The following is a 26,037-nucleotide window of genomic DNA, read 5'->3' on the forward strand; positions in this document are numbered from 1 at the left end:
CCGCCGAAAACCGTCCAACTCATTGAAACTCAAGGAGTTTTCCGTTTCGACTGCGCCGGAAGTGGGGCGAATTATAGGCCGTTTGAATCTAGGGTCAAGCACTAATTTGAACTTAAATCGCAGAAGCTGATTTCTTCTTATATAGACGCGGAATCCGGCTCTTCACCATCGGTATGCGCAGTGCCAGCAGACCTGCACCTATACAGGCATAAATCGACCATTCCTTGAGGTCCGCCCGCACTATCCAGAGCATATGCAGCAACCCCAAGCCCACTACCACATACACCAGACGATGGAGCTTCTTCCAGCGCGTGCCCAAGCGTCGCTGACTGTAGCGATTCGACGTCACCGCCAACGCCAGTAAACACAAGAACCCCAGGCTGCCGACAATAATGTAGGGACGCTTGCTTAGCTCAACACCCAACTGCGACCAGTCAAACCCCAGCACGAAAGTCAGGTAGGCACACAGATGCAGCACCACATAGGCAAAACACCACAAGCCGAGCTGTCGACGCACCGTGACCCAGCCCGACCAGCCCGTCAGTCTATGCATCGGCGTCATGCTCAACGTCACCAACAGCAGTATCAACGTTCCCAGCCCCAGACGATCGACCAACACCTTTCCCGGGTCTGGCCCCAAGGCAAAGATCCAGGCCTCGTACAACCAATACAAAGGCCAGATGGCCACCACGATAAAGACGCCAAGGCGCCAAGGTAGATGCTTCATCAGTAGTTCTTCCGCAGATCCAGGCCTGTATATAAAGAAGCAACCTCATCGGCGTAACCGTTGAACATCTGCGTATCGCGCACATTGGGACTGAACAGACCGCTCGGCAAGCGTCGCTCACGCGCCTGTGTCCAACGCGGATGATCAACTTGCGGATTCACGTTGGCATAGAAGCCGTACTCATCCGCAGCAATGCTTTGCCAGGTGGTTTTTGGCTGATCCTCGACCAGACTGATACGCACGATGGATTTCACGCTTTTGAAACCATACTTCCAGGGCACCACCAACCGTAGCGGCGCGCCATTTTGATTGGGCAATTCGCGGCCATACATGCCCACCGCCAAAATCGCCAACGGATTCATCGCCTCATCCAGCCGTAACCCTTCTACATACGGCCAGTCAATCAATGCAAAACCCGAACGCTGCCCCGGCATGACCTTAGGATCCTGCAATGTTTCAAAACGGATGTACCTGGCTTTGGAGGTTGGCTCCACCTGCTTGAGCAATGCCGAAATGGGAAATCCCATCCACGGGATCACCATCGACCAGGCCTCTACACAACGCAGACGATAAATCCGCTCCTCCAACTGATAAGGCTTCATGAAGTCTTCCAGCGCGTAACGACCCGGTTTGCCCACCTCCCCGTCGACTACCACAGTCCAGGGCTCGGTTTTCAAGGCACCAGCATTTTGCGCCGGATCCCCCTTGTCAGTGCCGAACTCATAGAAGTTGTTGTAGTGGGTCGCATCCTTGAAAGGCGTGATCGCCTCCCCCTTCACCGTGACGGCCTGCCATTTGGTCTGCGCTAGCTTGTCGGCAAACCAGGCTGGAGCCTTGCCCGGTTCAACATCTGCATAGCGCACCGCATCTTCGGCACTGGCCAAACGTGGAAGCGCGCCCACAGCCAATCCGGCAAGCGAACTACCCAACAATGCGCGACGGGATAAATAGAAGGATTCAGGCGTAACGTCCGACTCTTTGCAGTCGGACGCTTTAGGCAGCTTGATGAGCATGACAACTCCGCAGTATTGGAGGGCTGATGCACCAATAGACTACGGAGTATGGGAGAAATTACATCACTCGGCGTTTTTGTTACGACGCAAACGCAGCAAGTACTGGATCGGCCCCGATGCCGCATATGCCAGGAAGGCCAGCAACAGAATGCGCGGCGGATCGCTGAACACAACCGCGAAGACCAGTACCACAGCCAGAATCGCCACAAAAGGAACACGCCCTTTCAAGTCCAGTTCCTTGAAGCTGTTGTACTTGATATTGCTGACCATCAGCATGCCGGCTGCCGCTACGAGCAAGGCAACCAGGAACGACATTTTCGAACCCTGGATACCGTAATCACTGAATGCCCATACGATACCCGCCACCACACCAGCCGCCGCCGGGCTGGCCAGGCCGATAAAGTAGCGTTTGTCCGCTGTACCTACCTGGGTATTGAAACGCGCCAGACGTAAGGCCGCGCCCGCAACATAGATGAAGGCAACCATCCAGCCGACCTTGCCCATGTCCCCCAGTGCCCAGCCAAAAGCCAGCAACGCAGGGGCAACACCAAAGGCAACCATGTCCGACAAGGAATCGTACTCGGCACCAAAGGCACTTTCGGTATTGGTCATGCGGGCTACACGGCCATCAAGACCGTCGAGCACCATGGCGACAAAAATGGCGATGGCTGCAAAGGCAAAGTATTTGCTGGCCCCAGCAGTATCACCCGCACTCATGGCACTTTGCGCACTCATGGAACTGATGATGGAGTAAAAACCGGCGAACAGGTTCGCAGTGGTGAAAAGGTTCGGCAGCAGATAGATACCACGATGCCGGACTTTTCGGCCTTCGGCGTCATGCCCTTCTTCGACATGCTCATCGATAGGCAGCAGGCTATCGGCGTCTGAAGCCGCTTTTGGCTCTTCGGGACGTTCGCTCATGGACATTACCTTGCAACGATATGGAAAGTTTCGGTAGAAGCTTGGGGCCAACACGCACCCGCAAACGATCCTGCTTTATACCAGAAGCCGCCGCTTAAACGAAAAAACGCGGCCTAGGCCGCGTTTTCTCTACAGGCTGGGAACTTAGTTCTTTGCCTGGTCAACGATTTTGTTGGCGCCGATCCAAGGCATCATCGAGCGCAGTTGCCCGCCAATGACTTCGATACCGTGAGCGGCGTTGTTGCGACGCTTGGCAGTCATCGAAGGGTAGCCGGTAGCACCCTCGCTGATGAACATTTTCGCGTATTCACCGTCCTGGATGCGTTTCAGAGCGTTACGCATTGCCTGACGGGATTCAGCGTTGATGACCTCAGGGCCAGTCACGTACTCGCCGTATTCGGCGTTGTTGGAGATCGAGTAGTTCATGTTGGCGATACCGCCTTCGTACATGAGGTCAACGATCAACTTCAATTCGTGCAGGCACTCGAAGTAAGCCATTTCTGGCGCGTAACCGGCTTCAACCAGAGTTTCAAAGCCAGCCTTAACCAGTTCAACAGTACCGCCACACAGAACTGCCTGCTCGCCGAACAGGTCGGTTTCGGTTTCGTCCTTGAACGTGGTTTCGATGATGCCGGTACGACCGCCGCCTACGCCCGAAGCATAAGACAGGGCCAGGTTCTTGGCGTTGCCCGACGCATCCTGGTAGATAGCGATCAGGTCAGGGATGCCACCGCCACGTACGAACTCGGAACGAACGGTGTGACCTGGCGCTTTTGGCGCGATCATGATCACGTCGAGGTCGGCACGCGGCACAACCTGGTTGTAGTGAATCGCGAAACCGTGGGAGAAGGCCAGGGTGGCGCCCTTCTTGATGTTCGGTTCGATTTCATTTTTGTACAGCGCGGACTGGAACTCGTCCGGGGTCAGAATCATGACCAGGTCCGCAGCGGCAACAGCGCTGGCAACGTCAGTTACTTTCAGGCCATGAGCTTCAGCCTTGGCGACAGTGGCCGAACCCTTGCGCAGGCCAACGGTAACGTCAACGCCGGAATCTTTCAGGTTGCAGGCTTGAGCGTGACCCTGGGAGCCGTAACCGATGATGGCTACTTTTTTGCCCTGGATGATCGAAAGGTCGCAGTCTTTGTCGTAATAAACTTTCATGATTTTCCCTTATATCCAGGCCATTCAGGCCAATTAGCACTTGTTAGTTTTAGATGCTGAGTACTTTGTCGCCACGGGCAATCCCGGTGACGCCACTGCGAACTGTTTCCAGGATCGAGGCGGTTCCAATCGACTGAATGAAACTGTCGAGCTTCTCACTGGTGCCTGTCAACTGCACGGTATACACACTGGCGCTGACATCAACGATCTGCCCACGGAAAATATCCGTGGTGCGTTTGATTTCTGCGCGCTGTGCACCCGTTGCCTTGACCTTGACCAACATCAGTTCGCGCTCGATGTGAGCGCTTTCCGACAGATCCACCAGCTTGACCACTTCGATCAGCTTGTTCAGGTTTTTGGTGATCTGCTCGATCACTTCATCATGCCCCACCGTGGTCAGGGTCAGACGCGACAGGGTCGGGTCTTCTGTTGGTGCCACGGTCAGGCTTTCGATGTTGTAGTTGCGTTGCGAAAAAAGCCCGACAACGCGAGACAATGCGCCCGGTTCGTTTTCAAGAAGCAAGGAAATAATGTGCCGCATGATTAAGTACGCTCCGTCTTGCTCAGCCACATGTCGCGCATGGAGCCATCTTTGATCTGCATCGGATAAACGTGCTCACTGGTATCAACCTGAATATCCAGGAACACCAGGCGATCCTTCATGGCAAAGGCTTCTTCCATTTTCGGCTTGAGGTCTTTCAGATCGGTGATCCGGATACCTACATGCCCGTAAGCTTCAGCCAGCTTGACGAAATCAGGCAGCGATTCCATATACGAATGGGAGTGACGACTGCCGTAGTTCATGTCCTGCCACTGACGCACCATCCCCAGCACTCCGTTGTTGAGGCTGACGATTTTGACGGGCAAGCCGTACTGCAGACAGGTGGACAATTCCTGAATGTTCATCTGAATACTGCCCTCGCCTGTCACGCAGGCAACGTCAGCATCAGGGAAGCTCAGTTTTACCCCCATCGCAGCCGGGAAACCGAAGCCCATGGTGCCCAGGCCTCCGGAGTTGATCCAGCGGTTGGGCTTGTTGAAGCGGTAGTACTGGGCCGCGAACATCTGGTGCTGCCCCACATCGGACGTTACATAGGCATCGCCCTTGGTCACTTCGCAGAGCATCTCGATAACAGCCTGAGGCTTGATCTGGCTGCCGTCGCCCTTGTTGTAAGGGAACAGGTCACCGTCTCCGCGCCACTCGTCGATTTGCTTCCACCAGCTGGCAACCGCTTCCGGGTTTGGCTTGTCGCCGATGTCCTTGAGGATGGCGACCATTTCGGTCAGCACGCTCTCAACAGGGCCTACGATCGGCACGTCCGCCTTGATGGTTTTGGAGATGGACGCCGGGTCGATATCGATATGGATGATCTTGGCATTCGGGCAGAACTTGGACGGGCCGTTGATGACCCGGTCATCGAAGCGTGCACCTACCGCAAGGATCACGTCTGCGTTGTGCATCGCCATGTTGGCCGTGAAGCTGCCATGCATGCCAAGCATGCCGATAAACTGACGGTCGGTGCCAGGGTATGCACCCAGGCCCATCAGCGTATTGGTCACGGGCACGTTGAGCATTTTTGCCAGCTCGGTCAGTGGCTCCGAGCCACCGCCCAAAATAACCCCGCCGCCTGCGTAAAGCACAGGGCGCCTGGCCGCCAGCAGCATCTCTGCCGCCTTGCGGATCTGGCCGGAGTGGCCACGCAAGGCCGGGCTGTAGGAGCGCAGCTTGGCTTTTTTCGGGAAAACGTATTCGAATTTTTCGGCCGGGTTGGTCATGTCTTTCGGGATATCGACCACGACCGGACCAGGACGGCCGGATTGCGCCAGGTAGAACGCCTTTTTCATGACTTCCGGGATTTCCGAAGCATGCTTGATCATGAAGCTGTGCTTCACGATGGGCCGGGAGATACCGATCATGTCGGTTTCCTGGAAGGCATCAGTTCCGACCATGGTACTAGGCACCTGGCCCGAAATGATCACCATCGGAATGGAGTCCATGTAGGCAGTGGCAATACCGGTGATGGCGTTGGTAGCACCCGGCCCGGAAGTCACCAGTACTACACCGGCTTTACCGGTGGCACGGGCGTAGCCGTCAGCCATATGGGTTGCAGCTTGTTCATGACGAACCAGGATGTGGGTAACTTCCGGCTCTTTGAACAGTGCGTCGTAGACATGCAGGAGAGCACCACCTGGGTACCCGTAGATATATTTGACACCTTCGTCGCGCAAAAAGCGGACGAGCATCTCACCACCAGACAAAAGCTCCACGTTGTTCACCTCTAAAACGCCAGAATACCGTCCACAAAAATACGAACGGGTCTTAATAGGTTTACTTTTCAGCAGAGCATGAGCGACGGTGGTCGCCGACTACGTCAGCACTGACTGAGCAAGTATTGGGAACTCCCCAAGTATTGCGGGGGTTTCCCACCCAGCGCGAGGTAACGCGTTGCGGGTGTAACAGGTCGGCGCGGGTGTGCGCCTCATGATCTGCTGAGAGAGCCTGCTTCTGGCAGCCCCTCTACAGCGGGAGTTCGATTCTTGTCATTAGGCCTGTCCAAGTCAAGCCATCAATTCAATTTATTTGCATAAATCGACAGGAACGCACAAAAAAACGCGCAAAATGACAGAAGCCAACAAGAAAATGGATGGCTGCCAGTAAAAACTGGCAGCCATGACCTCAGGAGGCAGGGCTGATCAGGTGGTCAAAGTCTTGGAAATGCTTGAGCAAGGGTTTCCAGTTGCCACGACGCTGGGCAAACACATGCTCAGCCATATGCCAAATACCCGAGACACTGGGCAGAGGCTGCCCCCGTTCGACGATGGTTTTCATCTTCGGCAGGAAGATCCACTGCACCCATTGCTCAAAATCCAGGCGATCGACACTGAACGGCTCCAGGCTGGAAAGGTCGTGTTCGGTCGGGACCTTGTCACTCCACAAGCCCTGGGTGCGCATTTCGTGTTCGATCAGCAGCAGGAATCCGGCAACTTCAGATGTGCGTGCATCCATGACCATCAGAGGCTCACCTTGGCTTTTTGACGGGCCAATGCAGCACCAGCGGCATCACCTTGCTTCTCACGGGCCTGGGCAATCAAACCCCACAAGCTCGCCTGCAAATCCGGACGACCACTAGCGAACGTCAAACCACGGCGGGCAAACTGCTCAGCCTGGGCGGCATCGCCCTGGGCCATACGCACCTGAGCCAGACGATAAAGCACCTGAGGCTCACGAGGGGCCACGCGCTGGGCACGCTCAAGGCTCGATGAAGCGCCGTTCAAGTCGCCGCTCGCCTGTTGTTGCTGAGCGGTGGTAAGCAGCGCCAGCACCGGGCCATCCAGTTGCTCGTCGGCAGCCAGGCCGCCGCTGTTCGACGGAATGCCGCTGGGGGTAATGGCCGTCGGGGCACTGTAGGCCGCGCCCGGTGTGTAGCTACCTGTGTTGATGGGGGCTGCGGCAGGGCCGGGGGTGATCGGCCCCGGCGTAAATGGCTGGGTGCTGATCGGCGTCGACACACTGGCAGCGCCGCCCGGAATCATCACCACAACCCCCGAGTCCTCGGTAATCGTACGTGCCTGAGCGGCACGCGGCGCAGTGGCCTGTGGATAATTCCCCGCCGTACGCTGGGCCGAAACACGCTCGTTATTCGACACCGCAACACCAGAATCGACCACAGGGATGGACCCCTGCGGCACGCTGGCACAACCATTGAGCAAAGCCAGGGCTGAAACAGCCGCAATCCACAACTTATTCACGTCATACCCTCTTTGCTTAATTCAACCAGCCCTTGACCCAATCCATCACGGCTTCACCGGTGGCGGGCTCTTGCCCACCACAACTGGCACCAGCTGGCGGTTCACTGCCGCGAATATACGGCATCTGTACCGCGCCAGGGCAGCCGGCATCCGATCCTTGACCGGTATGCGGATCAATCCAGGCCTGCACAATGTTATCGGGCTGAGGCATGTCGAGCGGCAGCGGGTCAGCCTTCTTCATAAAGCTGGTCCACACCTGCAAGGCACCGGTTGCCCCCGTGAACGGGGTTTTGCCGTTGTCATCGCGCCCCAGCCAGACCACTGCCAGCAAGTCCTGACTAAAGCCGGCAAACCAGCTGTCACGGGAATCGTTACTGGTGCCGGTCTTGCCCGCCAACGCGAGACTCTTGGGCAGCACGTTATAAACCGAGCGCCCCGTACCTTCGCGCATCACATGCTGCATGGCGTTCTGGATCAGAAAGATCGAGCCAGGGTCAAAGCGTTGCTGGATCTGGAACGGGTAACGTTTGAGCGGCTCGCCTTCGGCTGTCAGCACGCTGCGAATGCCGCGCATCGGCGTATTGAAGCCGCCGTTGGCCAAGGTCTGGTACATGGTCGCCACTTCCATCGGGCTCAAGGCACCAGCCCCCAGCAACATGGACGGGAATGCCGGAAACTCGCGCTCCACACCCAGTCGCGCCAGGGTCTTGAGTACATTAGGCACGCCGACTTCCTGCCCCAGCCTTACCGTACCGAGGTTGTAGGAGTTCATCATGGACTGATAGAGGAAAATCGTACCGTGAGAGCGGCGGTCATAGTTCTGAGGCTTCCAGATCTGACCATCAGCGCCTTTGATCGACAATGGCTCATCCGACAGCCAACTGGTCAGCGTGTACTTGCTCGGCCGCTCAAGTGCTGTGAGATAGACCGCAGGCTTGATCAGCGAGCCAATCGGTCGCACCGCATCCAGTGCACGGTTGAAACCTGCGTAGCCTGGCGCACGACTGCCGATCAGTGCCTGGACTTCGCCGGTTTCAGGGTTGGTCACCACCATGGCGGCTTCCACTTCATCCGCGCCCTTGCGCCCGGCCAGACGCTTGAAGGTCTCGCCCACCGCAGCTTCGGACTTCATCTGCAGGATCGGGTCGAAGCTGGTGAAGATTCGCAGCCCTTCTTCGGTCAAGTCTTCGTCGCGGTAGTCTTCACGCAGCTGACGCTTGACCAGATCCAGGAACCCCGGGAACGAGCTGTCTGCCAGACTGCCGCGCTTGGTCACGCCCAAAGGCATTTTTTTCGCTGCAGACACTTGCTCGGGCGTTGCAACACCTTGCTGCTCGAGCAGGTCGAGCACCAGATTACGTCGTACAAGCGCACGCTCGGGGTAACGCCGCGGGTTATAGGCCGAGGGCCCTTTAACCATACCGACCAGCAGTGCTACCTGGTGCAACTTGAGCTCGGCCAGCGGCTGGCTGAAGAAGAACTGGCTGGCCAGACCGAAACCGTGCACCGCGCGTTGACCGTCCTGGCCGACAAACACCTCGTTGAGGTACGCCTCAAGGATTTCGCGCTTGTCATAGTGCAACTCAAGCAGCAGCGCCATCATTGCTTCGGTCAGCTTGCGGCTCAGGCTGCGTTCGTTGGTCAGGTAGAAGTTCTTGACCAGTTGCTGGGTCAAGGTACTGCCGCCCTGGCGCATTTGCCCGGCCGAGGTATTGACCCACATGGCGCGTGCAATCGACTTGGGCGACACCCCGAAATGGTGATAGAAGTCCCTGTCCTCGACGGTGACCAGGGTTTCCAGCAGAAACGGCGGTACCTGATCGATATTGATCAGGATCCGGTCTTCAAGGTTTTTCGGGTACATGCCGCCAATCAGCAGCGGCTCAAGGCGCACCACCGGCAGTTTGGAACCATTGGTCGAGGAAAGCTCGGCAACATAGTCGCCAGAAAATCTTACCCGCACCGGCTGCGCCTGCTCGGCACCTTCATAAAACTGAAAGCCACGGGTATTGAGGTCAACCGTGTTGCCATTGACGGATGCCGCGCCCGGGCCGTTGGCCACGCTTTCACGGCGATAACCCAGCGCATCGAGCTCGGTGAGGAAGTCGTTCTTGCTCAGCTTCTGGCCGACGAACAGCTCCAGCGGGCGCGCATACACCTTGGCCGGGATGGTCCAGCGCTTTCCGGAGAATTTCTCCTGAACGATGGCATCCAGATAGACGGCAAAACCTGCCAGCACCACCAGGCCGACCAGACTGAGCTTGATTGCCCAGCCCAGCCAGGGCCTGAGGCCGCCAGAGGGACGTTTGGAACGGGAACGAGGAGATCGGGTACGAGTCATGGCGCGAGATTATACGCACTTTATTCATGTTCATCATGCGCAGCCCGGCGGTTTGCACTCCCGCTGCCAGCCGCCATAATGGCGCATCGAATATTCCCGACCTTGAAGGATCAACCGTGAGCCAGAACCTGATTGCCGCCCTGCAAAACCCGGACCTCTATCCCCATGAAGTCGAAGGATTTCAGGTTATCGAGACGCATATCTCCTGGGTCATCCTTACCGGGCCGTATGCCTATAAATTGAAGAAACCGGTCAACTTCGGCTTTCTTGACTTCACCGAACTCAGTGGCCGCGAACACTTCTGCAATGAAGAGTTGCGTCTCAACCAGCGCCTGACCGAAGGCCTGTACCTGGACGTGCTGCCGATCACCGGCAGCGCCGACGTACCAGCATTCGGTGGTGAAGGCCCGGCCATTGAATACGCGTTGAAAATGCGCCAGTTTCCGCAAAGCCAGCTGCTGAGCACACTGCAAGCCAATGGCGAACTGAATGCCGGCCATGTCGACGAAATGGCCCAGCAGATCGCCCGCTTCCACATGCAGGCGCCCCATGTGCCTGCTGCGCACTACCAGGGCACGCCTGAGGCGGTAATGGACCCGGTTCGTCAGAACTTCGAACAAATTCGCCCGTTCCTTTCGGACAAAGCCGACCTGTTGCAACTGGAAGCACTCCAGGCCTGGGCAGAGGCCAGCTTCACCCGCCTCAAGCCGCTGTTCGAACAGCGCAAGGCCCAAGGCTTCATTCGCGAATGCCACGGTGACATTCACCTGGGCAATGCCACGATGATTGACGGCAAAGTAGTGATTTTCGACTGCATCGAGTTCAACGAACCGTTCCGCTTCACCGACGTCTACGCCGATACCGCCTTCCTGGCGATGGACCTCGAAGACCGCGGCCTGAAATGCCTGGCCCGCCGTTTCGTCAGCCAGTACCTGGAACTGACTGGTGATTATCAGGGCCTGGAGCTGCTGAACTTCTACAAGGCCTACCGCGCACTGGTTCGCGCCAAAGTCAGCCTGTTCAGCATGCCTGCCGAAGCCAGCCCTGTGCAGCGCGCAGCCACTCTGCGTCAATACCGCAACTACGCGAACCTGGCAGAGAGCTACAGCACGATTCCTTCACGTTTTCTGACCATTACGCACGGTGTTTCGGCTGTAGGTAAAAGCTCGGTAGCCATGCGACTGGTTGAAGCTTTGGGGGCGATTCGCCTGCGCTCAGACGTCATCCGCAAGCAACTGTTCGGTCAGCAGACGGCAGAAAACGCAGTCGGCGATGGCATCTACAACGCCGATGCCAGCGCAGCTACCTACAATAAACTGCATGAACTGGCCGGCATCGTCCTGCGTGCAGGCTTCCCGGTGGTGATCGATGCCACTTACCTCAAGCGTGAGCAGCGCGATGCGGCCGCCAAAGTGGCCGAAGCGACAGGTGTTCCTTGCCTGATCCTTGACTGCACCGCCCCGGACGCCGTGATCGAAGGCTGGCTGGCCCATCGCAAGTCCGTGGGTACCGACCCGTCTGACGCCACCCTGGAAGTAGTCAAAGCTCAGCAAGCCAGCCGCGAAGCGCTGGGCGCTGATGAGATCCTGCGCAGCAAGCGTGTTGAAACCCACAACAGCAAAAGCCTCGACACTCTGATTGCCGACATTCGCCAGCGCTTGCCGGGCCTGTAAGGTCCATGTTCGCCGTGGAACCGCAACGGTTTCACGGCGTTTACCTGCGTAACATCGCCCGTTAACACAAATACGACATCAGCTCCGGCGCTGGCGTTTCACAGTCGATAAGGTGGATTGAATGGTCATGGGCGCTCTACCCTCTTGGGTCCAGGGAACTGATTTGCGCCTTACTACAGCACATTCGCTCAATTCCAACTCCGCCTTGTTCCAAAACCGACTAACGGACTACGAATTTCCTACTGAGCGCTACACTCAATAGAGTCAACATACCCCGTAAACGCTGAGCTCACGCCGTCGCAAGGAGAGCTGATGAACGATGAACTCCAGCATTTGAAAAATCTTGGCAAGACCTCTTCACAATGGCTGCACGCTGTTGGCATTCACAGTGCCGCGGACTTGAAGCGCCTGGGCGCAGTGGATGCCTACCGGGCGGTGAAGGCTCGAGGGTTCAGAGCCTCCAAAGTACTTTTATATGCTATCGAAGGTGCCCTGCTGGATGTTCACTGGAACGATATTCCTGCAGAACGCAAAGAGGCCCTCAATCAGCAAGTCGAGCATCTGGCCACACTGAAAAAGGCCTGATACGGCAGGCTGGCAACGAACACGATGAACGGTAAAAAACAGTTGTTGACTTGGTAATGAGAATTGTTATGATTACGACATCTGGTCGCGAGACCAGTCGATCTTCTGAAAGGCCCTTGGTTCGGACTCTCAGAAAATCTCCTCATCAGGCTAATCACGGTTATTTGACCCGGCTCTTGCCGGGTCTTTTTTTGCCTGTGGAAAAGTGCCTGGGCGGCTGCTCAGCGAGCAATTACCATCGGGCAACCCAGCTCCGGGTGCGGCTGCACTAAAACATCGAGCCCAAACACGGCCTTGAGCTCATCCGGCTGCAATACCGCTTGCGGGCAATCCAGAGCCCGTGGGCGCCCCTGTTCCAGCAAGAGCAAGCGGTCACAGTAACGCGCCGCCAGGTTAAGGTCATGCAGGATGATCAACACCGCGGCGCCGCGATCAGCAAATGCCCGAATGGCCTTGAGCGTGGTGTGCTGATGCAAGGGGTCGAGCATTGAAGTGGGTTCATCAAGCAACAGGGTCTGCCCGTTTTGCCCCGGCCATAATTGCGCCAGTACCCGTGCCAGATGCACACGCTGACGCTCGCCCCCCGATAAGGCCAGGTAGCTGCGCCCCGCAAGATGCTCAACATCGGCGGCCTGCAATGCCTCATGGATTATTTCGGCGTCGCGAGTGCGACCCGTCTGATGAGGCAGTCGGCCCATGCCCACCACTTCTTCAACGCGAAAGGCAAAATCCAGGGTCGAGGTTTGCGGCAGGACAGCGAGGCGTTGTGCCCGCTGCGCGCCCTTCCAGTGGCTCAAGGCCAGCTCATCCAGCCAGACCTGCCCGCCACTCGGCGCCAGCTCCCCGCACAAGGCCGCCAGCAGGGTACTTTTACCCGCGCCATTGGGGCCGAGCACACCCAGTACTTCCCCCGGGCGTACATCAAGGGTGACATCCGCCAGCACGATTTTCTGATCGCGACGGATCTGCAGGTTTTCCGTACGCAGCATCAGTGGCGTCCTCGCATCAGCAAATACAGGAAGAAAGGTGCACCGAGAAACGCAGTAACAATCCCGATGGGCAGTTCGGCTGGCGCCAGCGCCAGGCGAGCGATCAAGTCGGCAAACAGCAACAAGGTGGCCCCCGCCAGTACCGAAGCAGGCAACAGCACCCGGTGATCAGGCCCCGCCAGCAGTCGCACCAGATGCGGCACCACCAGCCCGATAAAGCCAATCATGCCTGCCGCTGCCACAGCGGCCCCCACCCCCAGGGCCGTGCAGAACACCAGTTCGCGCTTCAGGCCTTCAACGTCGATGCCCAGGTGATTGGCTTCGGATTCCCCCAACAGCAGTGCATTGAGCGCATTCGCCCGCCGGGGCAGCCACAGTGCGACCCCCACCGTCACAATCAACAGTGGCCACAGCCGTGCATAGCTGGCGCCATTGAGACTGCCCAGGTTCCAGAATGTCAGGGTGCGCAAGGTCGCGTCATCGGCGAGATAGGTAAACAAACCCACAGCAGAACCAGCCAAGGCTGTCAGGGCAATGCCCGCAAGCAACATCACCGCCACATTGGTCTGACCGTTGCGCCGGCCCAACCGATACACCAGCGCCGTCACCCCCAAACCACCGATAAACGCACACAGCGACAGCAGGTACGGGCCCATCACTTCCGGCAACCCGCCAAAAGCAGCCCCGCCGACAATCGCGATCGCCGCCCCGAGGGCGGCGCCGCTGGATACGCCGACCAACCCCGGATCGGCCAGCGGGTTGCGAAACAACCCCTGCATGGCTACACCTGAGAGCGCCAGCACGCCACCCACCGCCAGCCCCAACAAGGTTCGCGGCAAGCGGATCTGCCCCAGGATCAATTCGGCCTGCTCCAGGCCTTCACCCGCAATCGGCACCCCGATCAGGCGCAGTGCCGCGCGCAAGGTGTCAAACAACGGCAGGCTCACCGGCCCCAGTGCCAGCGACAGCCAGATCGACAACAGGCACAACGCGCTCAAACCTGTAAACAGGGCCCGGGGTTTAACCAACGTCCTCATTGGCTGACCGGAACCGCGGGATAGAACTCAGCCGTCAGTTGCTTCAGCCGTTCCGGCAGACGCGGCCCCAGGCCACCCACCAGCAGCGTCGGGTCCAGCTCATAGACACGGCCATTTTTAGCGGCGCGTATAGATGCCAATACCGGGTTTTCTTTCATAAGCGCTTTGCGCGCCGCCTCACCGGTCAGGCTGCGGTCGGCAAATACCAGCACTTCAGGGTTGAGCCCCGCCAGCGCTTCCACCGAAAACGGCTTGTAACCGCTGTGGGTCGCCAGGTTATGTCCCCCCGCTTGCGTCAGCAGCCAGTCCGCCGCCGTATCTTTGCCAGCAATCATCGGTTTACCACCGGCATGGCCCAACAGCAGCAATACCCCGGGCGCCTGATGACTGGCTTGTGCGGCCTTGACCTGCTGTTGATGCTCTTCCAGTTGCTGCTGGTAGTCCTTGAACACTTGCGCTGCCTGCGCCTCATCCCCCAGCAGGCGCCCCAAATGCTGCAAGGTGCCCTCAAGGCTGGCAAGGTCTGCCTGGGCCGAAAACATCTCCACCGGCACACCGGCACCGCGAATCTGCAACAACACCGCGGCCGGGCCCATTTCTTCAGTGCCGATCAGCACATCCGGCTTCAGGCTCAGGACACCTTCTGCCGAGAGTTGGCGCTGATAGCCGATACTGGGCAGCGACTTGAGTGATTCAGGATGCTGGCTGGTGGTATCGACCCCAACCAATTTAGACTCCGCACCCAATACGCTGACCCACTCCGAAAGCGCTCCTCCGGCGCTGACCCAACGTTGTGGCAACTCGCCAGCCAGGCTGACATGACTGATCATAAGGCCTGCACAGAACGTAATCAGGCGGGTACTCAGGCGCATACAGAGGCTTTCCTTGAATAAAGAGGGCTCACAATTTTCACGCTGTGAAAACAGCACATGCAGAGCAAGCCGCCATTTGATAATTGTTTGCATTTGCACGTCAACCTGTTAACCCGCTCAGAAACGCGTCATCGACTCAACCGTTTAGCTGTTATTAAGGATTGTCATGAAGTTTTTATGCTCATCGCACGCACTGAGCGAAGGTACCAGCCGTGGCTTTGAGCTGGATGAAGTGCGGCTGCTGATCACTCGCCGGGAGGGCCGGGTGTATGCCTACAAAAACCGCTGTCCCCATCGCGGGGTGGCACTGGAATGGCAACCCGACCAGTTTCTCGATCCCAGCGCCAGCCTGATCCAGTGTTCAACCCACGCAGCATTGTTCCTGATCGAAAGCGGGGAATGCGTGGCCGGGCCCTGCGCGGGACAATTTCTGACAGCCCTCGACTGCCGTGAAGACAGCCAAGGGATCTGGATTACACCGCAAGCCTCAGAGGATGACGTCTAGACGGCGATCAACCACTACAGCATCCGATGTCAGGCTGACCCCATAAGCCAGCACCTGCACCCCGGCCGCCACAGCCTCGCGCAGGGCAGCGGCATAACCCGGGTCGATTTCTTCAGCCGGACGCACCGCATCGATCCCCGTCAGGTTGACGCAATACAACTGCACTGCACGCACGCCCTCCTTCGCCAGGGTCGCCAGCTCGCGCAGATGCTTGGCGCCACGCTGGGTCACGGCATCCGGAAATGCCGCGACACGGGAACCGTCAAACCCCAGGGTGACACTCTTGACCTCGACATAGGCAAAGCCCTGCGGGTACTCAAGGCGAAAATCGATGCGACTTTTTTCCTGCCCGTAAGGGACCTCGCGCTTGAGCGCGGTAAAACCCTCCAGCTCGGTAATCACCCCGGCCAGCAGCGCCTCTTCGATCAAGTGATTGGCGCGCCCGGTGTTCACGCACGCCAGCCGTCCTTGCGGGGTTTGGCTGATTTCCCAGGTACCCGGCAACTTGCGCTTGGGGTCGTTGGAACGACTGAACCACACCTGACCACCCTCGACCATGCAATTGAGCATGGAACCGGTGTTCGGGCAGTGGATGGTCATCAACTCGCCAGCGCTGGTTTCGATATCCGCCAAAAAGCGCTTATAGCGCTTGATCAGGCGCCCTTCTTCCAGTTCAGGTGAAAAACGCATCAGCCCTTCCAGCTCTTGAGGCCACGGGCAATCCGCTCAACAGCTTCCTGCAGGCGTGGCAAATTTTGGGTATAGGCAAAGCGTACATGATGCCCGGATTTGTAACGGCCGAAATCCAGGCCTGGGGTAAAGGCGATGTGCTGGGTTTCCAGAAAATGCTGACAAAACGCGAAGGCATCACCGCCAAACGCGCTGATGTCGGCATACAGGTAAAACGCACCTTCAGGCTCAACCGCAATGCCAAAGCCCAGCTCGCGCAAGGCCGGCAACAGAAAATCGCGACGACGGCCAAACTCGGCCCGACGCTCTTCCAGAATCGCCAGGGTCTGCGGTTCGAAGCAGGCCAATGCTGCGTACTGGGCCATGCTTGGCGCGCTGATATAGAGATTCTGTGCGAGTTTCTCCAGGTCGGCCACTGCCTCAGGCGGCGCCACCAGCCAGCCCAGGCGCCAGCCGGTCATGCCGAAATACTTGGAAAAACTATTAAGCACAAACGCGCTGTCATCAACTTCCAGCACACTCGCCGCATCACAGCCATAGGTCAGGCCGTGATAGATCTCATCCACCACCAGATGCCCATTGCGGGCCTTGACCGCTGCAGACAGGGCTGCCAGTTCGTCACGACTCAACAGTGTGCCGGTCGGATTGGCCGGGGACGCCACCAACGCGCCTACGCTGTCCTGGTTCCAGTGGCGTTCGACCAGTTCGGCTGTGAGTTGATAGCGCACATCGGGGCCTACAGGCACCAGTTGGGCCGCCCCCTCTACCAAACGCAGGAAATGTCGGTTACATGGGTAGCCTGGGTCTGCTAGCAACCAATGTTTACCCGGATCAACCAGCAGGCTGGAAGCCAGTAACAGGGCACCAGAACCACCGGGCGTTATAAGAATTCGCCCGGGGTCGATATTCAAGCCATAGCGCTGCCGGTAAAACCCGCTGATCGCTTCACGCAGTTCCGGCAGGCCACGGGCGGCGGTATAACGGGTTTTGCCGGCGGCCAGGGCAGCCTGGCCGGCAGCAATGATCGGCTCGGCCGTGGTGAAGTCCGGCTCGCCGATTTCCAGGTGAATCACATCGTGCCCGGCAGCCTGCAACTCATTGGCCCGCGCCAACAACGCCATCACGTGGAACGGTTCGATTGCGCGGCTGCGCGCACTGTATGACTGAGCCATGAGCCTGCCTTCCTGGGTAAGCAAAAAGCCGATTCTACCCAAGCAGTGCTATAAGAGAGAGCTAATTACGGTCTTAGCCCACTTGCCGATAGAACCAAACAACCCGGCCTTTAGTCATAGCTCGACTAAAATTATTAATTAGCCACTAATCTCAAGCACCACAGGCTCTGCACACATACCCTGAGAACGGGCTGGACATGCGGGAGTAGCGCAGCCCGATTTGATCTGGTAAGTTCGCCCGCTTGCAGCCGCAGGGCCGGCAGGTGTCGGTGATGTTGCAATCCTGCGCAATGGATTAGAAGAATGAGAGGCGGTCCATTTCATGCCCACACAAGCAAAGCAACAGAATACTCAACTTAGCGGCTTCGAACCCTACGTTGAAAAGAAGGGTGAAGAGTACATGGGCGAGCCCATGCGTAAACACTTCACCAAGATTCTGCAAAAGTGGAAACAGGACTTGATGCAGGAAGTCGACCGCACCGTTGATCATATGAAAGACGAAGCGGCAAACTTTCCTGACCCATCCGACCGCGCGAGCCAGGAAGAAGAATTCAGCCTGGAACTGCGCGCCCGCGATCGCGAGCGCAAGCTGATCAAGAAAATCGACAAGACGCTGCAACTGATTGAAGACGAAGAATATGGCTGGTGCGAATCCTGCGGCGTCGAAATCGGTATCCGTCGACTCGAGGCCCGCCCTACTGCCGACATGTGCGTAGACTGCAAGACCTTGGCTGAAATCAAGGAAAAACAAGTCGGCAAGTAATCGCCAACTTGACCAGATGGGGCGTGCGAACGCCCCATTTTTGTTTGTGAAATTTCAGTGCCCTGCGTGGGAGCGGGCTTGCTCGCGATAGCATCACCGCGCCAAAGGTTCCAAACCGGGTTGCCCCATCGCGAGCAAACCCGCTCCCACAAGAAATCGGCCCACGTCCATGACTGCACCCTCCTATATCGGGCGCTTCGCCCCTACGCCCAGCGGCCATCTGCATTTTGGCTCGTTGGTCGCCGCCCTTGCGTCATACCTCGATGCCCGCTCCGTAGGTGGCCGCTGGTTGCTGCGCATGGAAGATCTCGATCCGCCGCGGGAAATGCCCGGCGCCCAGGCCGCGATTCTCGATGCCCTTGAGCGCTACGGTTTTGAATGGGACGGCGAACTGGTCCGTCAAAGCGAGCGCCACGAAGCCTATGCGCACGTGCTAAACCGGTTGTTCAGCATGGGCCTGGCCTACGCCTGCACCTGTTCACGCAAACAGCTGGAAGGTTACAACGGCATTTACCCCGGCTTTTGCCGCAATGCCGGGCACTCAATGGATAACGCAGCCATCCGCATTCGCGTCCCTGAGCTGGAATATGCCTTCACCGACCGGGTTCAGGGCGAGTTCCGCCAGCACCTGGGGCGCGATGTCGGTGATTTCGTGATTCGTCGCCGCGACGGTCTCTATGCCTACCAATTGGCGGTGGTGCTCGATGATGCCGCCCAGGGTGTGACCGATATCGTGCGTGGCGCCGACCTGCTCGACTCCACCCCGCGCCAACTTTACCTGCAAGAGTTGCTGGGTTTGTCACAACCGCGCTATCTGCATGTGCCGCTGATCGTGCAGCCTGATGGCCACAAACTCGGCAAATCCTATCGCTCACCGCCCCTGACCCCGGAGCAGGCCACCCCGCTGCTGCTGCGGGCCTTGCGTGCTCTGGGTCAGACAACAGAGCAACACCTGAACGACGCTACCCCGCGTGAGGTGCTGGATTGGGGCATTGCCCACTGGAACGCCGCCAATATCCCACGCACACTGACCCTCGCCGAGGCGCAATTACGCTGACAGCCCTTGCAGGTTGCCAGCCATCCGTTACCATCGCCGCACGTTTTTGGGCATGCGGCCTGTAAAAGTGAGGGCGGGATGTATATCTATCGATTGGTCCTGTTGCTGGTTGTCGGGATCTACCTGTTTTCTCCCGCCATCATGGATTGGTGGATCGATGCGACAGGCGCCTGGTACCGGCCCTATCTGCTCTGGCTGATTCTGATCGTTGTGACCTTTATTCTGCAGAGCCAAAAAGATGCCGATGAGCTTTAGCCTGACCCAGATGATCCTGATCAGCGCCGCCTACCTGCTGGTGCTGTTTGGCGTGGCCTGGATCAGTGAACGCGGCATGATCCCGCGCGCAATCATTCGTCACCCGCTGACCTACACCCTATCTTTAGGCGTTTACGCCAGTGCCTGGGCGTTCTACGGCACAGTGGGGCTGGCTTACGAATATGGCTACGGCTTTTTGTCCAGCTACCTTGGGGTTTCCGGGGCTTTTCTGCTGGCGCCTGTGTTGCTTTACCCCATTCTAAAAATCACCCGCACCTACCAGCTCTCATCGCTGGCCGACCTGTTCGCCTTTCGCTTCCGCAGCACCTGGGCCGGAGCCCTGACCACGATTTTCATGCTGATAGGCGTGTTACCGCTATTGGCCCTGCAAATCCAGGCCGTGGCCGACTCCATCAGCATCCTCACCCGCGAGCCGGTGCAACACCGCGTAGCCCTGAGCTTCTGCGCACTGATCACCCTGTTTACGATCTTCTTCGGCTCTCGGCATATAGCCACCCGTGAGAAACACGAAGGCCTGGTATTCGCCATTGCCTTTGAGTCGGTGATCAAGCTGATCGCCATTGGCGGTGTGGGCCTTTACGCGCTTTATGGCGTGTTCGATGGCCCGCAACAGCTGGAAGTCTGGCTGCTGCAAAACCAGACCGCCCTCGCCGCACTGCACACACCGCTTCAAGAAGGGCCATGGCGCACCCTGCTGCTGGTATTTTTCGCCTCGGCCATTGTGATGCCGCACATGTATCACATGACCTTCACCGAGAACCTCAACCCGCGCGGGCTGGTCAGCGCCAGCTGGGGCCTGCCGCTGTTCCTGTTGCTGATGAGCCTGGCCGTGCCGCTGATCCTGTGGGCCGGCCTCAAGCTGGGCGCCACCACCAATCCGGAATACTTCACACTCGGTATCGGTATTGCCGCCAACAGCAAACCCCTGGCGCTGCTGGCCTATGTGGGCGGGCTTTCGGCCTCCAGCGGGCTGATTATCGTCACCACCCTGGCGCTTTCGGGCATGGCCCTCAACCACCTGGTGCTGCCGCTTTATCAACCGCCCGCCGAAGGTAATATCTACCGCTGGCTGAAGTGGACCCGCCGCGCCCTGATCGTTGCCATTATCATGGCCGGCTACGGTTTCTACCTGCTGCTGGGCGCCGAGCAGGATCTGGCCAACCTCGGCATCGTGGCCTTTGTCGCCACGTTGCAGTTTTTGCCGGGCGTGCTCTCGGTACTGTACTGGCCGACGGCCAACCGACGTGGCTTTATTGCCGGTCTGCTGGCCGGGATACTGGTGTGGATGGCGAGCATGCTGTTCCCGCTGATCGGAAACTTCCAGGGCTTCTATATCCCGTGGTTGAACATGATCTATGTGCTGGACGATACCAGCTGGCACATGGCAGCCATCGCCTCGCTGGCGGCCAACGTGCTGATGTTCACCCTGATTTCCCTGTTCACCAACGCCAGCCCTGAAGAAGCCAGTGCCGCCGAAGCCTGTGCTGTGGATAACGTACGCCGCCCGCAACGTCGCGAGCTGCACGCGGCCTCCCCGCAGGAGTTCGCTACTCAGCTGGCCAAACCTCTGGGCGCCAAAGCGGCGCAAAAAGAAGTCGAACAGGCGCTGCGTGACCTTTTCCTGCCTTTCGATGAACGTCGCCCCTATGCCTTGCGACGCCTGCGCGACAGGATCGAAGCCAACCTTTCCGGCCTGATGGGCCCCAGCGTCGCACAAGATATGGTCGAAACCTTTTTGCCCTACAAGTCCGGCGGCGAAAACTACGTTACCGAGGACATTCACTTTATCGAAAGCCGGCTTGAGGACTACCACTCACGCCTTACCGGGCTGGCAGCCGAGCTCGACGCCTTGCGCCGTTATCACCGCCAGACCCTGCAAGAGTTGCCGATGGGCGTGTGTTCACTGGCCAAGGATCAAGAGATCCTGATGTGGAACAAGGCCATGGAAGAGTTGACCGGCATCCCGGCCCAGCGCGTGGTGGGTTCGCGCCTGGGTACCCTGGGCGATCCATGGCGCGAGTTGCTGCAAGGTTTTATCGACCTGCCGGACGAACACTTGCACAAGCAGCACCTGGCCCTTGATGGCCAGACCCGCTGGCTCAACCTGCACAAAGCCGCCATTGACGAGCCGCTGGCACCGGGTAACAGCGGCCTGGTGCTGCTGGTCGAGGACCTGACGGAAACCCAGATGCTCGAAGACAAGCTGGTGCACTCCGAGCGCCTGGCCAGCATCGGGCGGCTGGCGGCAGGGGTGGCTCACGAAATCGGCAACCCGGTCACCGGCATTGCCTGCCTGGCGCAGAACCTGCGCGAGGAACGCGAAGACGATAGCGAACTGACCGAAATCAGCAGCCAGATACTTGAACAGACCAAACGCATCTCACGCATCGTCCAGTCTCTGATGAGCTTCGCCCATGCCGGCAGCCATCAACACAATGACGAGCCCGTCTGTCTGGCCGAAGTAGCCCAGGATGCCATTGGCCTGCTGGCCCTGAACCGACGCAATTTCGAAGTGCAATTCTACAACCTGTGCGACCCGGACCACTGGGTCGACGGCGACCCGCAGCGGCTCGCCCAGGTATTGATCAACCTGCTCTCCAACGCCCGCGACGCGACGCCTGCCGGCAGTGCCGTACGGGTCAAGAGCGAGGCCAGCGAGCACACCGTCGACCTTATTGTGGAAGATGAAGGCACTGGCATTCCGCAGAACATCATGGACCGGTTGTTCGAACCGTTTTTCACCACCAAGGACCCTGGCGAAGGTACAGGTCTGGGCCTTGCACTGGTCTATTCCATCGTTGAAGAGCATTATGGACAAATCACCATCGACAGCCCGGCTGACATTCACAGCCAACGCGGAACCCGTATCCGGGTGACACTACCGCGTCATGTCGAAGCGACGTCCGCTGTGAACTGAGACCGTCGAGAGAACCGAATCAATGCCGCATATTTTGATCGTCGAAGATGAAACCATCATCCGCTCCGCCCTACGCCGCTTACTGGAGCGCAATCAATACCAGGTCAGCGAGGCTGGCTCGGTGCAAGAGGCGCAGGAGCAGTTCAGCATCCCGTCGTTTGACTTGATTGTCAGCGACCTGCGCCTGCCCGGCGCTCCGGGGACCGAGCTGATCAAGCTTGGCCAGGGCAAGCCGGTGCTGATCATGACCAGCTATGCCAGCCTGCGCTCGGCCGTGGACTCGATGAAAATGGGCGCGGTGGACTACATCGCCAAACCTTTTGATCACGACGAAATGCTGCAAGCGGTGGCGCGCATTCTGCGTGACCGGCAAAACACCCAGAGCGCGCCGGCCGAACGCCCTGCCAAAGCAGGCACCGCTGACAAAAACACGGTGGATAACAGCAACGGTGAAATCGGCATCATCGGTTCGTGCCCGCCAATGCTGGACATGTACAGCAAGATTCGCAAAGTAGCGCCCACTGACTCCAATGTGCTGATCCAGGGTGAATCCGGCACAGGTAAAGAGCTGGTAGCCCGCGCCCTGCACAACCTGTCGCGCCGCGCCAAAGCACCGATGATCTCGGTCAACTGCGCGGCCATCCCGGAATCCCTGATCGAGTCCGAACTGTTCGGCCACGAAAAAGGCGCGTTTACCGGCGCCAGCGCTGGCCGTGCCGGTCTGGTTGAAGCGGCCGATGGCGGCACGCTGTTCCTCGATGAAATCGGCGAATTGCCGCTTGAGGCCCAAGCCCGACTGCTGCGCGTGCTGCAGGAAGGCGAGATTCGCCGGGTTGGCTCGGTACAGTCGCAAAAGGTCGATGTTCGCCTGATTGCCGCGACCCACCGCGACTTGAAAAGCCTGGCCAAGGTAGGTCAGTTCCGCGAAGACCTGTACTACCGCCTGCACGTTATCGCGCTCAAGCTGCCTGCGCTGCGTGAACGTGGCGCTGACGTCAACGAAATCGCCAACGCCTTCCTCGCCCGCCAAAGTGCTCGCGTGGGTCGCACCGACCTCAAATTCGCCCCTGATGCCGAACGGGCGATCAGCCATTACTCATGGCCGGGTAACGTGCGCGAGCTGGAAAACGCTGTGGAGCGCGCGGTGATCCTCTGTGAAAGCCCGGAAATCTCGGCTGAACTGCTGGGTATCGATATTGAACTGAGCGACCTGCAAGACGATGACTTCATCGGCCTGGCCCCGCAGCAGAGCATCAGTAACGGTAACACCAGCCTTGATCCCACCGAGGACCTGTCACTGGAAGACTACTTCCAGCACTTCGTCCTTGAGCATCAGGACCATATGACCGAGACCGAACTGGCTCGAAAACTGGGGGTCAGCCGCAAATGCTTGTGGGAGCGACGTCAGCGTCTGGGAATCCCGCGACGCAAAACCGGCGTGCCAAGCGAGGGCTAGGTAACAGCGCCAGAGGTAACCAACTGTTACCTCTGTTAAATCACGTAACAAAAGCCGGGTCTTACGGTAACGATGACCCGGCTTTTTTTTGCCCGGAAAAAGGCCAAAACCCTGAAAACCCCTTATTTTGCTGGGCCGCACAAAAGTTGGCACGCACCCTGCTATATGTATTCGTACAAGAACAATAAGAATCACAGCAGCACACAATAAAAATAAGACGTATCGGCTCACGCATAACAAGAACAACACGGCGGAGGCGCAGCTAACTGATTGTTTTGGAGAGGTGTTGTAAATGGGGCTTGCCCCGCGACCAGGCAGAGAACAACAAAAACTGCACTTAAAGCAGAGCCTGAACTGGTTGGATCATTGATCACATCAACGCAGCGACCAAAGCAATCCGTTTGCTCTTATCTCCCGATTGGGAGGGTTGCACAGGCAAGACCTTTGTAACCAGGGCGATTAACAAAAACAAAAAGCCCGCAATCAATAATAAAAATAGAGCACGCAACTAATTCTGGGGGAGCTTCGGCTCCCCTTGTGGTTTCTGCGATTTAACAAATCCCCTCGCAACCGTCTAAACCGCGCCTCTTACAGCTATTTATGCTTACGGCTTGCAGCTTCGCTCGCAAGAGCGGCTAAGCGTCCTACACCATCCCCTGACTAAATGCTAGAATCCCCGCCCATCATGCGGTCATTCTTCGTTTTGGCCGAACATTCCTTCAAACAGTGCATCCCATGCTGAAGAAGCTGTTCCAGTCATTCCGTTCTCCCAAGCGTCGTACGCAACAACTGCGCAGCACCCCTGAAGTGCTCAACAGCAGCCAACACTCGCTGCAACGTGCCCAGTTCAGCCGCTACGCGGTCAATATCGTCGAACGCCTGCAGAACGCCGGTTACCAGGCCTATCTGGTTGGCGGTTGCGTACGCGACATGCTGCTCAATATCACGCCAAAAGACTTTGACGTCGCCACCAGCGCCACGCCCGAGCAAGTGCGCGCCGAATTTCGCAATGCGCGAATCATCGGTCGTCGTTTCAAGTTGGTGCATATCCACTTTGGCCGCGAAATCATTGAAGTCGCGACCTTCCGTGCCAATCACCCGCAAAACGACGAAGAGGAAGACAGCAACCAGTCCTCGCGTAACGAAAGCGGGCGCATCTTGCGCGACAACGTCTACGGCACCCTTGAAGAAGACGCCCAGCGTCGTGACTTCACGATCAACGCCCTGTACTACGACCCGGTCAGCGAGCGCATCCTCGATTACGCCAATGGCGTACACGATATCCGCAACCGCTTGCTGCGCCTGATCGGCGACCCGCAACAGCGCTACCAGGAAGACCCGGTTCGCATGCTGCGCGCCGTGCGCTTTGCCGCCAAGCTCAACTTTGGTATCGAAAAGCACACCGCCGAACCAATCCGCGAACTGGCGCCGATGCTGCGGGAAATCCCTTCCGCGCGCCTGTTCGAAGAAGTGCTCAAGCTGTTCCTCTCCGGTAACGCTTCCGACACCTTCGAGATGCTGGTTGACCTCGAGTTGTTCGACCCTCTGTTCCCGGCCAGCGCCGAAGCACTGGAGCACAACCCGACCTACACCCACACCCTGATCAGCGAAGCCTTGCGCAACACTGATCTGCGCATCAAACAGGGCAAACCGGTGACCCCGGCCTTCCTGTTTGCCGCCCTGTTGTGGCCCGCGTTGCCTGCACGCGTATTGCGCCTGCAAGATCAAGGCATGCCGCCCATTCCTGCCATGCAGGAAGCCGCCCATGAACTGATCGCCGAGCAATGCCAGCGTATTGCTATTCCCAAGCGCTTCACCATGCCGATTCGCGAGATCTGGGACATGCAGGAGCGCCTGCCGCGTCGCAGCGGCAAACGCGCCGACATGTTGCTCGACAACCCGCGTTTCCGTGCCGGGTATGACTTCTTGCTCTTGCGTGAAAGCGCCGGCGAGCAGACCAATGGCCTGGGCGAATGGTGGACCGACTATCAGGACGCCAATGACAGCGGCCGCCGCGAGATGATCCGCGACCTGAGCAACGCCAAGGATGACGGTACCGGCCCTGCACCGCGCAAACGTCGCCGTACCAGCGGTGCCAAGCGTAAACGCAGCGCCGCAGCGGACGAGTAAGC

At 58.2% G+C, this 26,037-nt stretch carries 22 protein-coding genes and 1 pseudogene; 9 read left to right on the forward strand and 14 right to left on the reverse strand.

The genetic code is table 11. From position 1 onward, the window contains the following. Positions 1–112 precede the first annotated feature (112 nt). The 9 genes from msrQ to mrcB form a co-directional block, all read right to left on the reverse strand. The gene (gene msrQ / locus QN377_RS17750; RefSeq protein ID WP_133144034.1) at positions 113–727 is read right to left on the reverse strand and encodes a protein-methionine-sulfoxide reductase heme-binding subunit MsrQ; all 615 of its coding nucleotides are present in this window, start codon (positions 725–727) and stop codon (positions 113–115) included. After that, positions 727–1,740: a protein-methionine-sulfoxide reductase catalytic subunit MsrP gene (msrP, locus tag QN377_RS17755; RefSeq protein ID WP_095002582.1), complete on the reverse strand. Its 1,014-nt coding sequence runs from the start codon at positions 1,738–1,740 to the stop codon at positions 727–729. Before msrP ends, msrQ begins: the two co-directional genes overlap by 1 nt. 63 nt (positions 1,741–1,803) lie before the next feature. Continuing rightward, positions 1,804–2,661, reverse strand: coding sequence for a CDP-diacylglycerol--serine O-phosphatidyltransferase (gene pssA, locus QN377_RS17760; protein ID WP_095002581.1), 858 nt, complete (start codon positions 2,659–2,661; stop codon positions 1,804–1,806). A 144-nt stretch (positions 2,662–2,805) separates the two neighbouring features. Continuing rightward, positions 2,806–3,822 (reverse strand): ketol-acid reductoisomerase, encoded by a 1,017-nt coding sequence (gene ilvC, locus QN377_RS17765; protein WP_095002580.1) that lies wholly within the window; start codon positions 3,820–3,822, stop codon positions 2,806–2,808. A gap of 49 nt (positions 3,823–3,871) precedes the next feature. After that, a complete protein-coding gene (ilvN, locus tag QN377_RS17770) occupies positions 3,872–4,363 on the reverse strand; it encodes an acetolactate synthase small subunit (protein ID WP_016783407.1) in 492 nt (163 codons plus the stop codon). A gap of 2 nt (positions 4,364–4,365) precedes the next feature. After that, positions 4,366–6,090 carry an acetolactate synthase 3 large subunit gene (locus QN377_RS17775; RefSeq protein ID WP_095018783.1) on the reverse strand — a complete coding sequence of 575 codons (1,725 nt, stop codon included), beginning with the start codon at positions 6,088–6,090 and terminating at the stop codon, positions 4,366–4,368. Positions 6,091–6,499: 409 nt separating this feature from the next. Beyond that, positions 6,500–6,829 carry a YqcC family protein gene (locus QN377_RS17780; protein ID WP_095002592.1) on the reverse strand — a complete coding sequence of 110 codons (330 nt, stop codon included), beginning with the start codon at positions 6,827–6,829 and terminating at the stop codon, positions 6,500–6,502. Positions 6,830–6,834: 5 nt separating this feature from the next. After that, positions 6,835–7,572, reverse strand: a complete 738-nt coding sequence (locus QN377_RS17785) for a tetratricopeptide repeat protein (protein ID WP_095018778.1) — start codon at positions 7,570–7,572, stop codon at positions 6,835–6,837. Between the two features lie 16 nt (positions 7,573–7,588). Next, positions 7,589–9,913, reverse strand: coding sequence for a penicillin-binding protein 1B (gene mrcB / locus QN377_RS17790; protein WP_095018777.1), 2,325 nt, complete (start codon positions 9,911–9,913; stop codon positions 7,589–7,591). 116 nt (positions 9,914–10,029) lie between these two features. On the opposite strand from mrcB, the gene QN377_RS17795 reads away from it, so the two are divergent. Beyond that, entirely contained in the window at positions 10,030–11,586 is a 1,557-nt protein-coding gene (locus QN377_RS17795) for an AAA family ATPase (RefSeq protein WP_095018776.1), read from the forward strand. A gap of 312 nt (positions 11,587–11,898) precedes the next feature. Further along, on the forward strand, positions 11,899–12,171 hold the full coding sequence (locus tag QN377_RS17800) for a TfoX/Sxy family protein (protein WP_095002576.1): 273 nt from the start codon (positions 11,899–11,901) through the stop codon (positions 12,169–12,171). Between the two features lie 221 nt (positions 12,172–12,392). On the opposite strand, the pseudogene QN377_RS17805 reads toward QN377_RS17800, so the two are convergent. The 3 genes and pseudogenes from QN377_RS17805 to QN377_RS17815 form a co-directional block, all read right to left on the reverse strand. Next, positions 12,393–13,112 (reverse strand): annotated as a pseudogene (locus tag QN377_RS17805) (heme ABC transporter ATP-binding protein); the annotation flags it as partial. Between the two features lie 47 nt (positions 13,113–13,159). Then, on the reverse strand, positions 13,160–14,143 hold the full coding sequence (locus tag QN377_RS17810; protein ID WP_169917069.1) for a FecCD family ABC transporter permease: 984 nt from the start codon (positions 14,141–14,143) through the stop codon (positions 13,160–13,162). Between the two features lie 50 nt (positions 14,144–14,193). After that, positions 14,194–15,069 carry a heme/hemin ABC transporter substrate-binding protein gene (locus QN377_RS17815; protein ID WP_095002573.1) on the reverse strand — a complete coding sequence of 292 codons (876 nt, stop codon included), beginning with the start codon at positions 15,067–15,069 and terminating at the stop codon, positions 14,194–14,196. 166 nt (positions 15,070–15,235) lie between these two features. Here QN377_RS17815 and QN377_RS17820 point away from each other — a divergent pair, with 166 nt between their 5' ends. After that, complete coding sequence (locus QN377_RS17820; RefSeq protein ID WP_095002572.1) at positions 15,236–15,574, forward strand: Rieske (2Fe-2S) protein; 339 nt, start codon at positions 15,236–15,238, stop codon at positions 15,572–15,574. Here QN377_RS17820 and sfsA read toward each other — a convergent pair. Then, entirely contained in the window at positions 15,557–16,264 is a 708-nt protein-coding gene (sfsA, locus tag QN377_RS17825; RefSeq protein WP_095002571.1) for a DNA/RNA nuclease SfsA, read from the reverse strand. The two genes, QN377_RS17820 and sfsA, sit on opposite strands and share 18 nt — an antisense overlap. Beyond that, the gene (locus QN377_RS17830) at positions 16,264–17,436 is read right to left on the reverse strand and encodes a pyridoxal phosphate-dependent aminotransferase (RefSeq protein ID WP_095002570.1); all 1,173 of its coding nucleotides are present in this window, start codon (positions 17,434–17,436) and stop codon (positions 16,264–16,266) included. The genes sfsA and QN377_RS17830 overlap by 1 nt, the downstream gene beginning before the upstream one ends. Before the next feature lie 322 nt (positions 17,437–17,758). Between QN377_RS17830 and dksA the strand changes: the two genes are divergently transcribed. From dksA to QN377_RS17860, 6 genes are all read left to right on the forward strand, one after another. Continuing rightward, positions 17,759–18,199 carry an RNA polymerase-binding protein DksA gene (gene dksA / locus QN377_RS17835; protein WP_016783419.1) on the forward strand — a complete coding sequence of 147 codons (441 nt, stop codon included), beginning with the start codon at positions 17,759–17,761 and terminating at the stop codon, positions 18,197–18,199. A gap of 169 nt (positions 18,200–18,368) precedes the next feature. Next, positions 18,369–19,256 (forward strand): tRNA glutamyl-Q(34) synthetase GluQRS, encoded by an 888-nt coding sequence (gluQRS, locus tag QN377_RS17840; RefSeq protein ID WP_095018774.1) that lies wholly within the window; start codon positions 18,369–18,371, stop codon positions 19,254–19,256. A gap of 78 nt (positions 19,257–19,334) precedes the next feature. Next, positions 19,335–19,511, forward strand: coding sequence for a hypothetical protein (locus QN377_RS17845; protein ID WP_003176118.1), 177 nt, complete (start codon positions 19,335–19,337; stop codon positions 19,509–19,511). Next, positions 19,495–22,449: a sensor histidine kinase gene (locus QN377_RS17850; protein ID WP_176464293.1), complete on the forward strand. Its 2,955-nt coding sequence runs from the start codon at positions 19,495–19,497 to the stop codon at positions 22,447–22,449. The genes QN377_RS17845 and QN377_RS17850 overlap by 17 nt, the downstream gene beginning before the upstream one ends. Positions 22,450–22,471: 22 nt before the next feature. Continuing rightward, a complete protein-coding gene (locus QN377_RS17855) occupies positions 22,472–23,905 on the forward strand; it encodes a sigma-54-dependent transcriptional regulator (protein ID WP_095002567.1) in 1,434 nt (477 codons plus the stop codon). A 735-nt stretch (positions 23,906–24,640) separates the two neighbouring features. Continuing rightward, positions 24,641–26,035 (forward strand): polynucleotide adenylyltransferase PcnB, encoded by a 1,395-nt coding sequence (locus QN377_RS17860; RefSeq protein ID WP_095002566.1) that lies wholly within the window; start codon positions 24,641–24,643, stop codon positions 26,033–26,035. Positions 26,036–26,037 lie beyond the last annotated feature (2 nt).

This window comes from Pseudomonas sp. CCC4.1 (assembly GCF_035019225.1).
In the GTDB taxonomy this organism is placed as follows: domain Bacteria; phylum Pseudomonadota; class Gammaproteobacteria; order Pseudomonadales; family Pseudomonadaceae; genus Aquipseudomonas; species Aquipseudomonas bubulae.